The organism is Phaeobacter sp. PT47_59 (assembly GCF_028890025.1).
Classification (GTDB): domain Bacteria; phylum Pseudomonadota; class Alphaproteobacteria; order Rhodobacterales; family Rhodobacteraceae; genus Phycobacter.
The window spans coordinates 14,858-27,979 of sequence record NZ_JARCJL010000015.1 but is presented as its reverse complement, the minus strand read 5'-3'; the positions used below and the strand labels follow the sequence as shown (position 1 = coordinate 27,979).

Genomic DNA, 13,122 nt, shown 5'->3' with positions numbered 1-13,122 from the left:
CCCTTGACACGAGGTTGCTATTGAAGAGGCAGCGCCGCGTCAGCGGCGCCGGGCCCAAGGCCGTTGCGGGTGTGGTGGCGCAGCCACCGCATTAGGCGGGCGCGGGAGGGTCTCCCCTCCCTTGCAGGCGCTCCTATCCGCTGTTGCGCAGGCGACCCACGATGCCGGTCGGGAAGAAATAGACGCTGAGGATGAACAGGACGCCAAGCCACAGCAGCCAGCGATCCGCATTGAGCAGCTCTGGCAGCAACGGCAGGGCGCTGGTCAGCTCGGCTGCGGCGCCCATCAGGTTCTGCAGGTAGTTCTGCGCCAGCACGAACAGCGTCGCGCCGATCACCGCGCCATACATGGTCCCCATGCCGCCGATCACCACCATCAAGAGGATGTCGATCATGATCTCCATCGACAGCGATGTATCGGGGCCGACATAGCGCAGCCAGACCGCATAAAGCGACCCGGCCAGGGCGGCGATAGCCGCCGACAGGCAGGTGGCGGCAACGCGGTAGTAGACCACCCGGTAGCCGATCGCCTCGGCCCGGAAATCGTTTTCGCGGATCGCTTGCAAAACCCGGCCAAAGGGAGAGTTCACCACCCGCAGCAGGCCAAGGAACAGCACCAGCGCCCCGAGGAAGACAAAGTAATAGGCCAGGAGTTTGCCGTTCAGCTTCACGCCGAAAAGCGTGCCGTCAAAGGCCTCCTTGCCGAACTTGAAGGCCGGACCCAACTCGCGCGGGGTCTTGAACGTCAGACCGTCCTCGCCGCCGGTCAGGCCCGACAGCTGGCTGACCAGGACCGCCACGGCAGAGGCGACGGCAAGCGTGATCATGGCAAAGAAGATTGCCCGCACCCTGAGAGAGAAGAGACCGATCACCAGCGCCAGGGCAGCAGCCAGCAGGGCGCCCGCCACGGCGCCAAACGCGATGGCATCGAACCCGCGCCCCATGTGGGTCGAGGCCAGCGCCACACCATAGGCGCCGATGCCGAAGAACATCGTATGGGCAAAGCTGACGATGCCGCCATAGCCCAAGAGCAGGTCATAGCTCGCCACCAGCACGATGAAGACGCAGATCCGCGCCGCCGTATCCACCGTGCGTACGCCGGGAAACAGGAAGGGGGCGAGCGCAAGGCAGATCAGGATCCCGCCAAGGATCAGCGCCAGTGGAAGGGAACGGGGCGTATCGCCCGAAAGAAGGGAGCGTATCATTTTGCTTTTACCACCGGAATCATGCCCATGGGGCGCCACATCAGGATCGTGACCATCAGGGCGATGTTGGAAATCAGCGCGGCCTTGGGCTCGATGAAGGCGATGTAATTCTGCAAGAGCCCCACCAGAAGCGCGCCGATGAAGCAGCCTTCGACCGAGCCGAGCCCGCCGATGATCACCACGATGAAGATCAGGATCATCGCGTGATTGCCCATATGGGCGGTGATTACCTCCTGGTAGAGACCCCACATCACCCCGCCGAGGCCCGCAAGGGCGGAGCCTGCGATGAAGACGCCGACGAAGACCAGCCGCAGCCGATAGCCAAGCGCCTGCACCATCTCGCCGTTCTCGACCCCGGCCCGCACGATCAGGCCGATCTTGGTGCGCCGCAGCACCCAGCGCATCGCCAGGAAGACCACAAGGCCGACGCCCACCGCCACTAGGCGGTACTTCTCGATGGCGGCACCGGCAAAGGTGATCGCGCCCTTCAGGGCCTCGGGGCGCAGGATGTAGATCTCCTCTGGCCCCCACAGGACGATGATCAGCTGTTCCACGACGATCAGCCCGCCCATGGTGACAAGGATCTGTTTCAGGTGATGGCCATAGACAGGTTCAACGATCACCTTTTCAAAGGCCCAGCCCATCAGACCGGTGGCCAGCATGGCGCCGATCACGGCGAGCAAGATGGCGCCGAGGTTCAGCATCAAGGAGGGCGCTTCGGTCATATGGCCCAGCAGCATCAGCACCGAGATGCCGATAAAGGCCCCGACCGAGACAAAGGCACCATGGCCGAAATTGATCACATCCATCAGGCCAAAGACCAGCGTCAGGCCCGAGGCCATGATGAAGATCATCATCCCCATGGCAAGGCCGGATACCGTCAGCGTCAGCCAGCTGGAGGGGTTCTGGATGGCGATGAACCCGGCAATGGCGATGAGCGGGACCAGCAGGATCGGCATATGCGGCGCGATACGGTCGCGAAAGGTGACCTCTGCCATCTTGGGGGCGTGTTCAGGTGCGGCAGTCATCTTGGGCCTCACGAAGTGCGGTTGCGGGCAGGGCAGAAGGAATGCCCTCAGCAATTGGGAATGTCGTCATCAATGCGCCTCCAGACTGAGGCCCATCAGGCGTTCCTGCAGGGCGGCATCGGTCGCCAGCTCCTGCATCTGGCCGGACCAGATCATCCGTCCGTCGTCCATCACATTGGCGCTGTCTCCCAGCGCCTTGGCGACGGCAAAGTTCTGTTCCACCAGCAGCACCGAGGCGCCCTGATCCTTCAGGTCCTTCAGCGCGCGGGCCATGGTGGAGATGATCGCGGGCGCCAGCCCCTTGGTCGGTTCGTCGATGAGGTAGAGCTTGCGTTCCTCGACCATGGCGCGGGCAATCGACAGCATCTGTTTCTGTCCGCCCGACAGGGTGCCTGCATCCGATTTCCAGAAGGTCTTCAAGGGCGGGAAGGCGGCGAAGATCCAGTCGAGCCGGGCCGAGTTGATGGGGCCCGACGCGGCGGCCAGGACCATGTTTTCCTCGACCGTGAGATCGGCAAAGATGCCCATATCCTCGGGCACAAATCCCAGCCCCATGCGTGCAATCGCCGGGGTGGGCATCTTCGTGATGTCCTCGCCATCAAACAGGATTTTGCCCTGATGGGCGCGCCAGTGGCCGATCACCGTGCGCAGGGTCGTGGTCTTGCCCACGCCATTGCGCCCCAGAAGCATGGTCACGGCACCGCGGGGCACCTCAAGGTCGACCCCTTGCAGGATGTGGTACTGGGCGATGTTGGTGTAGACACCTTCGAGTTTCAGGATCGCATCAGACATCTGCCAGCACTCCTTCCAGGCCGCGGCCCATATAGGCCTCTTGCACAACGTCCGAGGCCATCACTTCGGCAGGCGGACCATCGGCGGCCAGCGCGCCGTTGTGCAGCACGATGATGCGGTCGGCGAGGGTGCGGATCACGTCCATCTTGTGTTCCACCAGAAGGATCGTGCGGTCGCGTTGGTCCTTCAGTTCCTCGATCAGATCCAGCACCACGGGCGCCTCATCGACGCTCATGCCGGCGGTGGGTTCATCGAACATGTAGACGGCAGGATCCAGCGCGATCAGCAGGGCCACCTCCAGCTTGCGCTGGTTGCCGTGGGAGAGTTCCGACACCACTTGGTGGCGCTGCTCCAACAGGCGCACCCGGCGCAGGATCGCCTCGGCCTGATCGGTCAGGTCCTGATGGCGCGAAACCATGGACCAGAGGTTGAAGCTGCGCCCGGATTTGGCCTGCACCACAAGGCGCACGTTCTCCAGTACCGAAAGGTTGGGGAAAAGATTGGTGAGCTGGAAGGCGCGGCCGATCCCGGCGCGGGTGCGGGCGGAAACCGACATACCGCCGATATCGCGCCCTTTGAGAAAGACGCGCCCGGCGCTGGCGGGGATCTGGCCTGAGATCAGGTTGAAATAGGTCGTCTTGCCCGCGCCATTGGGGCCGACGATGGCAGTGAGTTCCCCTGCGCTGAAATCGCAGGTCACCGCATCGACGGCTACATGGCCGCCGAACCGAACCGTCAGGTTCTCGGTGCTGAGGATGGGAGAGGTGGTCATGTCAGTCTCTGGTCTGTCCGCGTGCAGGATAATCCCTGTATCGCGGAAATGGGCCATCTCGGGATGGCCAGGCCGAACAGGAACGGCCCGAGGGAATGCCCCGGACCGCCCGTAATCTCAGGAGCTTAGTTGCGGACCGGGATCGGCAGATCTTCGATCTTCAACTCACGCACCAGTTCCGGGATCGCCCAGTCGACACCGTCTTCGACCTTGATCTTGAAGTGGTACATGGGCTGCAGCGCCTGGTGGTCTTCGGCGCGGAACGTCATGGTGCCCTTGGGGCTTTCCCAGGACATGCCTTCCATGGCGCTGATCAGCTCTTCGGTGTCTGTCGATCCTGCTTTCTTGATCGCCTCGACCGCTGCGATACCGGCTGTCATGCCGCCTGCGGTGAAGAAATCGGGCGGAGTGCCAAAGCGGGCCTGGTGTTCCTTCACCAGCCAGTCGTTCACTGGGTTCTGCGGGATCTCGTAGTAGTAATAGGTGGCGCCTTCCATGCCGGGGAATTCCTTGTAGCCCTTCATGGCTGCCAGGATGTTGCCGCCGGTTGCCAGTTCGATGCCGAACCGGCTGGGGTCCATGGCGTTGATCTTGCTCATCGGGTTGCCGCCGCCGGCCCAGATCACAAAGAGCTTTTTCTCGCCGTCCAGATCCTTCATCGCGTTGAAGATCCGCTCGGCCGCCGCGGTGAAGTCGGTGGTGTCGGTGGGCACGTATTCCTCGTGGGTGACACCGCTGCCGACGCTTTCCAGCGCTTCCTTGAAGGCGGCGATACCGTCGCGGCCAAAGGCGTAATCCTGCGCCAATGTGGCGATATGCACGTTCTCACCGGCCAGGGCGATGGCGTTCGACACCGCGTCCTGGGACGAGTTGCGCGAGGTGCGGAAGATGTAGCGGTTCCAGTTGGAGCCGGTGATGCTGTCGGCCACGGCGGGCTCGACGATCAGCAGCTTTTCGTATTCCTCGGCCACCGGCAGCATCGCCAGCGCCACGCCCGAACTGACCGGGCCGATCGCCAGGTCCACCTCGTCGTCGCCATAGGCCTCTTCCAAGAGGGCCTTGCCGTTTTCCGGCTTCAGCTGGGTGTCCTTTTCGATCACGACGATCTTTTCGCCGTTGATCTCCATGGTGCCGCCGGTGGCATATTCCAGCCCCAGCATCAGCCCGTCATGGGATTGTTTTGCATAGGCCTCGAAGGGGCCGGTTTTGCCGTAGATATGGGCAATCTTGATGTCTGCCGCCGCGGCCGAAGCCAAGGCAAGCGCTGACACCATACCCGCAAGAATTGCGCGTTTCATCGCTGTCCTCCCTGATGCCGCGCCGGTCTGTTCCGGGGTCTCCCTAAGGACCGTTTGCGCGGGGTCACTCCTGTGCGCTCAAGCTATCGGGGAGGGGTGAATTCGGTCAATTGCAGGGAAATACGTATCGCCCCGCGCCGCCCATATGGCAGCGGCGCAGGGCGGTTTCCGGTGCGTCAGCGCGCCTTCCAGTCGGCGGCCAGCTTGCGGGCGTTCTGGGCCAGGATCAGCACGTCCAGACCCACGGCGAGGAACTGTGCCCCCATGTCGAAATAGGCCTGTGTAGCCTCTTCGGTGACGCCCAGGATGCCCGGTGCCTTGCCTGCGGCGCGGATGTGTTCCAGCGCGCCCTTGATCACCGCGCGCACCTCGGGGTGGGCGGCATTGCCCTGATGGCCCATGTCGGTCGAAAGGTCCGCCGGGCCGATGAAGACGCCGTCGATGCCCTCGACCTTGAGGATGTCATCCAGCGCCGCGATACCGGCGCGGTTTTCCACCTGCACCAGCAGGCAGATCTCCTGATCCGCGGTCTGGATGTAGTCGCTGACCGAGCCGAACCGGCTGGCCCGCGCGCCCGCAGCCCCCACACCGCGGGTGCCATGCGGCGGGTATTTGCAGGCGCGCACCAGCTCCTCGGCCTGTTCGGCGCTTTCGACGATGGGCACCAGCACGGTCTGCGCGCCCGCATCCAGCACCTGCTTGATGATCCAGGTCTCGCCAATCGGCACGCGCACGACCGGGTGGCTGTCCGAGGCTTCGAGCGCGATCAGTTGGTCCCGGATCGAGCGGATGTCGTTGGGGGCATGTTCGCCGTCGACCACCAGCCAGTCAAAGCCGCAGCTGCCCATGATCTCGGCCACGGCGGGTTCGGCAAAGCTCATCCAGCAGCCGATCTGGCGTTTGCCGTCAGCGAGGGCCTGTTTGAAGCTGTTCTTGGGTGCGGGCATGGGAAACCTCGTTTGTCAGGTAGGGTGGTCAGGCAAAGGCGATGGCGACCTGGCCGAAGGGGCCGAAATCGGCGGTGATCTCGCTGCCGGATGGGCATTCGATGGGCCGGATGAACGAGCCCGACAGGACGATATCCCCGGCTTCGATCTGTTGTCCATATTCCGCCATGCGCCGCGCCAGCCACAGCACGGATGTGACGGGATCGTTCAGCACCCCGGCACCCAGACCTGTTTCCTCGACCGTGCCGTCGCGGGCGACGATGGCACCAACCCAGCGCAGATCCTGCGCTTCGATGGCATGGCGCTCGGTCCCCAATACGACGCCCGCATTGGCGGCATTGTCGCTGATGGTGTCGGTGATGATGCGGGCCTGCCCGGTGGCGGGATCTGCGCGCAGGATGCGGGTGTCGAGGATCTCAAGCGAGGGCGCCACATAGTCGGTGGCGGCGATCACGTCTTCGCGCGTGCAGTCGGCACCTGCGAGCGGCGCTTTCATCACAAATGCGATCTCCGCCTCGACGCGGGGCTGGATGAAGCGCCCGGCGGGCACGGTGCTGCCCGTCTCAAAGGCCATATCATCGAGCAGCACGCCGCTGTCGGGGGTGGTGATGTTCAGCGCCTGCTGCATGGCGCGGCTGGTCAGGCCGATCTTCCAGCCGATCTTGCGGCGCCCCTGCGCCAGCTTTTGCGCGACCAGCGCCTTTTGCACCGCGTAGGCATCCTCCAGCGTCATGCCCGGATAGGCGAGGGACAAGAGCCCGCATTGCTGGCCGGTTTCTTCGGCCTTCAGCAGGGTTGCTGCGGCCTCTGCGTGCTGATCCGGGGTCATGCCTCGTCCTCTACGCTGTTGGTCAACTTGCCGATACCTTCGGCCTCGACCTCGATCACGTCGCCGGGTTTCAGGAAGCGGGGCGGATCAAAGCGCGCGCCGGCGCCGGTGGGGGTGCCGGTGACGATCACATCGCCGGGCACCAGCGTGGTGAAGGTGGAGATATATTCGATCTGGCGGCGGATCGGGAAGAGCATGCGGCTGGTGCGGTCGTCCTGGCGCAGCTCTCCATTCACATGGGTGGTCAGGCGCACATCATCCAGCTGCGCCGCTGCGGTAAAGGGCACCAGCCAAGGCCCCATGGCGCCGGAATTGTCCCAGTTCTTGCCTTGCGTCACGTTGAATTTCGCATGGCGCACCCAGTCGCGCAGGGTGCCCTCGTTACACAGGGTGACGGCGGCGATGTGGTCATAGGCGTCCTCGGCCTTGATGCGGCGGCCACCCTTGCCGATGACGATGGCGATCTCTCCCTCGTAATCCAGCTGCGGCGTTTCCGGCGGGCGGATCAGCGGCTGCCCCTGCCCGGTAAAAGAACGCGGAAAGCGGATGAACAGTGACATGTTCGGCGGCGCGTCCTGCCCGTCCTTGTATTCGGCATTACGGTCGGGAAAGTTGACGCCGACGCAGATGATCTTTTCCGGGTTTGGCACCGGGATCTGGTAGGTGAATGTGCCGGTTGGATGCGTCACCGGATGGTTTCTGGCCGCCACCGCCAGATCGTGCAGGCCATCCGCGGCAATCACATCGCGCAACGTGGGCCAATGGGGAAAACCGGGCGACAGGGCCGCCATGCCTTCCTCGGTGACGGCGCCATAATAGGTTTCACCATTTGCGGAATAGGTGGCAAAGCGCATCAGTTGGCTCCTTCTATCAGGCTGGTTTTCAGGCCGGCGGCGATTTCGGTGATGACATCATGGGCCATCATCACGTCCCCCTCGGTGGTTTCGAACTGCCCTGCCTGGAAGCGGATCACCAGATCGCCATCGACGCGGGTCTGCGTGAGGTAAATCCGTCCATCGTCGTTGATTGCATTCACCAGCGCGAGGTTCAGCGCGTCCAGATCCTCTGCGCCTTGGGGCGCATAGCGGAAGGTCCAGAGCGACCACATCGGCGGGGTGACGATTTCGAAATTCGGGGTCGCGGCGAGCTTGTCATGCAGCTGGTTTGACCAGTTGACATGGTTGCGCAGGCGGGTGCGCAGCCCTTCAAGGCCGTAGGTGCGGATCAGGAACCAGATCTTCAGCGCGCGGAAGCGGCGGCCCAAGGGAACCGACCATTCGGAATAGTTGATGATCCCGTCCTTGCCGTGGGTCTTCAGATACTCGGGGCTGATCGCCAGCGTCTGCACCAGATCGTCGGGGTTCTTCAGGAAGTGGGCCGAGCAGTCGAACTGCGCACCCAGCCATTTGTGCGGATTGAAGACGATGCTGTCGGCGCGCTCGATGCCGGGCCAGTAGTGGCGATACTCGGGGCATATCATCGCCGATCCCGCCCAGGCCGCATCCACATGGGTATAAAGCCCGTATTTCACGGCCACATCCATCACCCGGTCCACGGGATCGGTGGCGCCGGTGCCGGTGCCGCCGACGCAGAGGATCACGCCCGCAGGCTGGAGGCCCGCCTCGATATCGGCCTTGATCGCGGTCTCTAGCGCCTCGGGGTCCATGCCGCGCCAATCGCCCTTGATCGGCACCCGCACCAGGTTCTGCTGGCCGATACCGGCAACCCAGATGGCGCGGTCGATGGAGGTATGCACCTCGGAAGAGCAATAGACCCGCAGGGGCTTCTGGCTGAACAGACCGTCCTGATTGCCTTTCCAGTTCAGCGCCTTTTCCCGCATGGTCAGCACCGCGGCAAGGGTGGCTGAAGAGGCGCTGTCCTGAATGACGCCCTGAAACGGTTCCGGCAGGTCCAGCGCCTGGCGCAGCCAGTCCATCATCCGGGTTTCCATTTCGGTCGCCGCCGGAGAGGTCTGCCAGAGCATGCATTGCGGCGCGATGGCCGAGGTCAGGAACTCCGCCAGTACGGAAGGTGCTGCGGCATTCGAGGTGAAATAGGCAAAGAAACGCGGGTGCTGCCAATGGGTGATGCCGGGCATCACGATCTCTTCGAAATCGGCAAAGATCGCCTCCATGCCGGTCCCGGTCTCGGGTGGAGCGCTGGGCAGGGCGTTCAACACCTCGCCCGGTTCGGTGCGGGCGCGCACGGGGCGTTCGCCCACGGTCAGGTGATAGTCCTGCGCCCAGTCGGCGACCTTGCGGCCCCAGTCTGAGAATTCATCCCATTTCATGTTTCAATATCCTTCGTTCGGGCTTGTGCCCGGACAGCGCCTGACCTTCCCCCCGGGAAGGCGCTTCTCGCCTCCCCAAGGTCAGGCGCCGTCCTCATGTTGTGTCACGGTGCAATGATCGGCTGCGCGGTCAGGGCGCTGGGCTGCGGCTCTACCCCTTCGAAGGTTGAGCCTTCCTCGAACCAGCTGCGCGGGGCTGCGGCGCCCCAAAGGGTCTGGCGTTGCGGATCGGTGAGCGACCATTTGATCGGCTCCAGATCCGGATCGCAGGTCTGGTAATCCGAGCAGTAGATCTCGATCCGGTGCCCATCCGGGTCGCGCACATAAAGGAAAAACGCATTGGAAATCCCGTGCCGTCCGGGGCCGCGCTCGATATTGTCCACGTAGCCGGTGGTGGACATCAGATCCAAGAGATCGATGATGTTGAGCGGGGTCGGCACCCAGAAGGCGGTGTGGTGCAGACGCGGACCCAGACCATTGGTAAAGGCCACATCATGCACGCCGCCCTTGCGGTGCATCCAGGCGGCCCAGACTTTGCCGCTGTCGTCATCTTCGGTGTATTCGGTGACGCGGAACCCGATCTCGTTATAGAAGGCGACGCTGGCGTCCACATCGGCCGAGAACATGTTGAAATGGTCGATGCGGAGCGGTTTCACCCCGTTATAGAGCCTGTATTTCTGGTGGATCGGCTCCAGCCGCTCCATCTTGACGTAGAACTCCAGCGGGATGCCCCAGGGATCACGGGTGCGCAGGGTGCGCCCCATATGCGGGCGCTCGACCCATTCTACCGGCAGCCCCTTGGCGGCAAAGAAGTCGGCGGCCTTGTCGAGGTCGGGTTCGTCGAACAGCTTGAAGCCAAGGACCGCCACCGACGGCGCGTCTGCCTGCACCAGCACGATGCAATGATGGCCGCGTTCCTCCATCGCGCGCAGATAGATGCGGGTCTCGTCCTCATGGGTGGCCTGCAGGCCGAGCGTGTCCACGTAAAAGGCGCGGCTGGCGGCAAGGTCCGTCACCGCATATTCCACATGACTGAGGCGGAGGATGTTGAAGGGCGGATAGAGTACGGGGGCGGGAACGGGCATTGGTGCCTCCTTGTTTGAACCGGTGCCTAGACCGGGAAAATCACGTTTGTCTGGCCGGTGCCGGAGCTGGGGAAATAGGGTGTCACCACCTCGCATTTGCCATCATAGGCATCCCATCCCAGCGCGCCATAAAGCATCGCCGTGTCATGCATCGACCCTTCGCCGCAGCAGAACTGCGCATATTCGCTGAGCATCTTGAGAAAGGTGGCGTGATCGCCGTTCTTCCACATTTCCAGCACATGCAGGTCCATTTGGCGGTTGAATTCGGAACTGATGGTGAAGGTGCCGTTGTTGGCGGCGTAATCCTTGTTGGCCCAGATCTTGTGTGAGAGCGAGCCGGATGCGACCAGAAGCACCTTGCTGTCCGAAGCCTCCACCGCGGCGCGGATCGCCTCGCCCACGATACGGCTTTCGTCATGGCCATGCACCGTGGCCCAGGCCGCGACGGAAACGACTTTCATGTCGTGCTCGCGGCTCATGAAGCGCATCGGCACCAGGGTTCCATATTCCAGTTCCAGACTGTCCAGATGATGCGCCAGCGTATAGGCGCCCCGGTCCGAAGCCTCCTTGGCAATGGCGTCACCCAGTTCCGGGTTGCCGTCATAGCCATAGGGCAGATCCTGGATGAACTGCGGGAACTCGTTCGAGGTGAACAGCCCCTCGAAACGTTTATTGGCGTTGATGTGAAAGCCCGCGTTGATCACCCAATGGGTGTCGCAGATCACCACGGTATCGGCACCCAGCGCCTTGGCCCGGCGGGCGATTTCACGGTGCCCGTCGATGGCGGGCTGGCGGGTGCCCTTGATGGGCCCCTCCTGCTCGGACATCAGCATGGTGGGCACGTGGGTCATCTTGGCGGCGAGAACGATCTCTCCCATGTCTCTTTCCTCCCGAAAGGGTCTATTGCGCGTTTCCGAAAGGGGATCAGGCGCCCAGGCGCGTGATCTTGTGCTGGCCGGTGGCAAAGCCGACGTGTTTCTGCTCCATGTAGAACTCGAAACTCCAATCGCCGCCGTCGCGGCCGATGCCGGAGGCCTTGACCCCGCCAAAGGGTGTGGGCAGGTGGCGCACGTTTTCGCTGTTCACCCAGATCATCCCCGCCTCCAAGCGGTCGGTAAAGCGCAGCGCGCGGGTCAGATCATTGGTCCAGACATAGCCGGTCAGACCGTAGGGCGTGTCATTGGCGATCTCCAGCGCCTCTTCCTCGGTCGCAAAGGGGATCGAGGTCAGCACCGGGCCAAAGATTTCCTCCCGTGCGATGCGCATCTGGTTGCTGGCGCCGGTGAACAGGGTGGGGCGCACGAAATAGCCCTCATCCCCGACAGTCTCACCCCCCGCAGCCACGGTGGCGCCATCTTCCCGGGCGATGTCGAAATAGGAGGTCACCTTGTCAAAATGGTCCTTGCTGATCAGCGGGCCGATCTCGCTGGTGGGATCCAGCGGGTGGCCGACCTTGATGCGATTGACGCGCTCGACCAGCTTGGCCTCGAATTCGGCGCGTATGCTGTCCTGCACCAGCAGGCGCGAGGAGGAGGTGCAGCGCTCGCCGTTGATCGAGTAGATCATGAAGATCACCGCATCCAGCGCCCGGTCCAGGTCGGCATCATCAAAGACGATCACCGGGTTCTTGCCGCCCAGCTCCAGATGCACTCGCTTCAGCGTATCGGCGCCCTGTTTGGTGATGAGAGACCCGGTGCGGCTTTCGCCGACAAAGGCGATGGCCTTGATGTCGGGATGTTCTGTCAGGCGCTTGCCCGCGTCCTCGCCATAGCCGTTGACGGTATTGAGAACACCCGGCGGCAGGCCCGCCTCTTCGGCGATCTCCACCAAGAGGCGCGCGGTCAGCGGCGAATCTTCGGCCGGTTTGTGCACCACGGTGCAGCCCGCCGCCAGCGCCGGAGCGATCTTCCAGGTGGATAGCATGAAGGGCGTGTTCCAGGGCGTGATCACCCCCACCGGGCCGATCGGCACGCGGGTGGTGATGTTCATCAGGGTGGGCGATTTCAGGTGCTGGCCATCGCGCGCCTGTACCACCTGGTCTGCGAAATAGCGGAAATTCTCGGCGCCGCGCAGGGCTGCCTTGGACATGAAGCGCAGGGTCTGGCCGGTGTCCCAGCATTCACACAGGGCGATTTCCTCGGCCCGGGCTTCGATGGCATCGGCAATGCGGATCAGGATCTTGCGCCGCTCGGTGGCGGGCATGTCGCGCCAGGCCGGGAAGGCGGCCTCGGCTGCGGCGGCTGCGCTATCCACGTCGGCCTCGGTGCCGCGCGCCACATCGCAGATCACGCTCTTGTCCACCGGAGAGGTCGATTGGAACACACCGCCGGATCCGGCCACGTCCTGCCCTGCGATGCGGTTTTGGATACCGGTGTCCTTGAACCGCGCCAGAAAGCCGCTGAGTTTCTCGATATTGCTGGCCAGATCGCTCATCACTGCTCTGCCTTCTTCATGTGGTCGCGGATGGTGCCGCATTTGGGGGAAAGGTCGGGGTCGATGTCGCGCATCTCAAACGACAGCGCGAGGGAGTGTGTCTGCATCGCGGGTTCCAGGTAGAGCCGCGCGGCCTCGAAGATTTCAGCTGTGGCGCGTTTGCGGGTCTCCAGATCCCGGCCACCGCGCAGCCGCACGGCGATATCCACGTATCCGTGCTGAGGATCTCCATCGGCAATCGAGACATGGGTGGCCGCAAAGGCGCGCACGCGGATGCCTGCCAGCGGCAGCACGCCGGTTTTGGCTGCCGCCACGCGCAAGACGTTGCACAGGCCCGCGATATCGGCATAGCCTTCGACATTCGGTGAGTAGTCCACCGTGATATGGGGCATCGGATGTGCTCCTCCTCATTTCGTTAACATGTTTATCAAATGGGGCGGCAGG

General features: G+C 63.2%; 13 protein-coding genes. All 13 read right to left on the bottom strand.

Annotated features, from left to right (window positions below; translation table 11 throughout):
- Nucleotides 1-133: 133 nt before the first annotated feature.
- A complete protein-coding gene (locus PXK01_RS14095; protein ID WP_274860591.1) occupies nucleotides 134-1,204 on the bottom strand; it encodes a branched-chain amino acid ABC transporter permease in 1,071 nt (356 codons plus the stop codon).
- Nucleotides 1,201-2,232: a branched-chain amino acid ABC transporter permease gene (locus PXK01_RS14090; RefSeq protein WP_274848148.1), complete on the bottom strand. Its 1,032-nt coding sequence runs from the start codon at nucleotides 2,230-2,232 to the stop codon at nucleotides 1,201-1,203. The genes PXK01_RS14095 and PXK01_RS14090 overlap by 4 nt, the downstream gene beginning before the upstream one ends.
- A gap of 69 nt (nucleotides 2,233-2,301) precedes the next feature.
- Nucleotides 2,302-3,024, bottom strand: a complete 723-nt coding sequence (locus tag PXK01_RS14085; RefSeq protein ID WP_274848108.1) for an ABC transporter ATP-binding protein — start codon at nucleotides 3,022-3,024, stop codon at nucleotides 2,302-2,304.
- Entirely contained in the window at nucleotides 3,017-3,796 is a 780-nt protein-coding gene (locus PXK01_RS14080; protein WP_274848109.1) for an ABC transporter ATP-binding protein, read from the bottom strand. Before PXK01_RS14080 ends, PXK01_RS14085 begins: the two co-directional genes overlap by 8 nt.
- A gap of 125 nt (nucleotides 3,797-3,921) precedes the next feature.
- Nucleotides 3,922-5,094: a substrate-binding domain-containing protein gene (locus PXK01_RS14075; protein WP_274848110.1), complete on the bottom strand. Its 1,173-nt coding sequence runs from the start codon at nucleotides 5,092-5,094 to the stop codon at nucleotides 3,922-3,924.
- A gap of 176 nt (nucleotides 5,095-5,270) precedes the next feature.
- Nucleotides 5,271-6,041, bottom strand: a complete 771-nt coding sequence (locus tag PXK01_RS14070; RefSeq protein WP_274848111.1) for an HpcH/HpaI aldolase family protein — start codon at nucleotides 6,039-6,041, stop codon at nucleotides 5,271-5,273.
- A gap of 28 nt (nucleotides 6,042-6,069) precedes the next feature.
- The gene (gene hpaH, locus PXK01_RS14065; protein WP_274860589.1) at nucleotides 6,070-6,870 is read right to left on the bottom strand and encodes a 2-oxo-hept-4-ene-1,7-dioate hydratase; all 801 of its coding nucleotides are present in this window, start codon (nucleotides 6,868-6,870) and stop codon (nucleotides 6,070-6,072) included.
- Nucleotides 6,867-7,724: a fumarylacetoacetate hydrolase family protein gene (locus tag PXK01_RS14060; protein WP_274860588.1), complete on the bottom strand. Its 858-nt coding sequence runs from the start codon at nucleotides 7,722-7,724 to the stop codon at nucleotides 6,867-6,869. The genes hpaH and PXK01_RS14060 overlap by 4 nt, the downstream gene beginning before the upstream one ends.
- Nucleotides 7,724-9,160, bottom strand: a complete 1,437-nt coding sequence (locus PXK01_RS14055; RefSeq protein ID WP_274860587.1) for a pyridoxal phosphate-dependent decarboxylase family protein — start codon at nucleotides 9,158-9,160, stop codon at nucleotides 7,724-7,726. The genes PXK01_RS14060 and PXK01_RS14055 overlap by 1 nt, the downstream gene beginning before the upstream one ends.
- A gap of 104 nt (nucleotides 9,161-9,264) precedes the next feature.
- Nucleotides 9,265-10,245 (bottom strand): 3,4-dihydroxyphenylacetate 2,3-dioxygenase, encoded by a 981-nt coding sequence (gene hpaD, locus PXK01_RS14050; RefSeq protein WP_274848115.1) that lies wholly within the window; start codon nucleotides 10,243-10,245, stop codon nucleotides 9,265-9,267.
- 26 nt (nucleotides 10,246-10,271) lie between these two features.
- A complete protein-coding gene (gene hpaD / locus PXK01_RS14045) occupies nucleotides 10,272-11,123 on the bottom strand; it encodes a 3,4-dihydroxyphenylacetate 2,3-dioxygenase (RefSeq protein WP_274848116.1) in 852 nt (283 codons plus the stop codon).
- 46 nt (nucleotides 11,124-11,169) lie between these two features.
- Nucleotides 11,170-12,678 carry a 5-carboxymethyl-2-hydroxymuconate semialdehyde dehydrogenase gene (gene hpaE / locus PXK01_RS14040; RefSeq protein ID WP_274860585.1) on the bottom strand — a complete coding sequence of 503 codons (1,509 nt, stop codon included), beginning with the start codon at nucleotides 12,676-12,678 and terminating at the stop codon, nucleotides 11,170-11,172.
- Entirely contained in the window at nucleotides 12,678-13,070 is a 393-nt protein-coding gene (locus PXK01_RS14035; protein ID WP_274860584.1) for a 5-carboxymethyl-2-hydroxymuconate isomerase, read from the bottom strand. The genes hpaE and PXK01_RS14035 overlap by 1 nt, the downstream gene beginning before the upstream one ends.
- Nucleotides 13,071-13,122 lie beyond the last annotated feature (52 nt).

Bases quoted from the DNA above. Each gene is read 5' to 3' on its own strand.
- PXK01_RS14095 (WP_274860591.1), bottom strand. From the start codon at position 1,204: ATGATACGCTCCCTTCTTTCGGGCGATACGCCCCGTTCCCTTCCACTG.
- PXK01_RS14090 (WP_274848148.1), bottom strand. From the start codon at position 2,232: ATGACTGCCGCACCTGAACACGCCCCCAAGATGGCAGAGGTCACCTTT.
- PXK01_RS14085 (WP_274848108.1), bottom strand. From the start codon at position 3,024: ATGTCTGATGCGATCCTGAAACTCGAAGGTGTCTACACCAACATCGCC.
- PXK01_RS14080 (WP_274848109.1), bottom strand. From the start codon at position 3,796: ATGACCACCTCTCCCATCCTCAGCACCGAGAACCTGACGGTTCGGTTC.
- PXK01_RS14075 (WP_274848110.1), bottom strand. From the start codon at position 5,094: ATGAAACGCGCAATTCTTGCGGGTATGGTGTCAGCGCTTGCCTTGGCT.
- PXK01_RS14070 (WP_274848111.1), bottom strand. From the start codon at position 6,041: ATGCCCGCACCCAAGAACAGCTTCAAACAGGCCCTCGCTGACGGCAAA.
- hpaH (WP_274860589.1), bottom strand. From the start codon at position 6,870: ATGACCCCGGATCAGCACGCAGAGGCCGCAGCAACCCTGCTGAAGGCC.
- PXK01_RS14060 (WP_274860588.1), bottom strand. From the start codon at position 7,724: ATGCGCTTTGCCACCTATTCCGCAAATGGTGAAACCTATTATGGCGCC.
- PXK01_RS14055 (WP_274860587.1), bottom strand. From the start codon at position 9,160: ATGAAATGGGATGAATTCTCAGACTGGGGCCGCAAGGTCGCCGACTGG.
- hpaD (WP_274848115.1), bottom strand. From the start codon at position 10,245: ATGCCCGTTCCCGCCCCCGTACTCTATCCGCCCTTCAACATCCTCCGC.
- hpaD (WP_274848116.1), bottom strand. From the start codon at position 11,123: ATGGGAGAGATCGTTCTCGCCGCCAAGATGACCCACGTGCCCACCATG.
- hpaE (WP_274860585.1), bottom strand. From the start codon at position 12,678: ATGAGCGATCTGGCCAGCAATATCGAGAAACTCAGCGGCTTTCTGGCG.
- PXK01_RS14035 (WP_274860584.1), bottom strand. From the start codon at position 13,070: ATGCCCCATATCACGGTGGACTACTCACCGAATGTCGAAGGCTATGCC.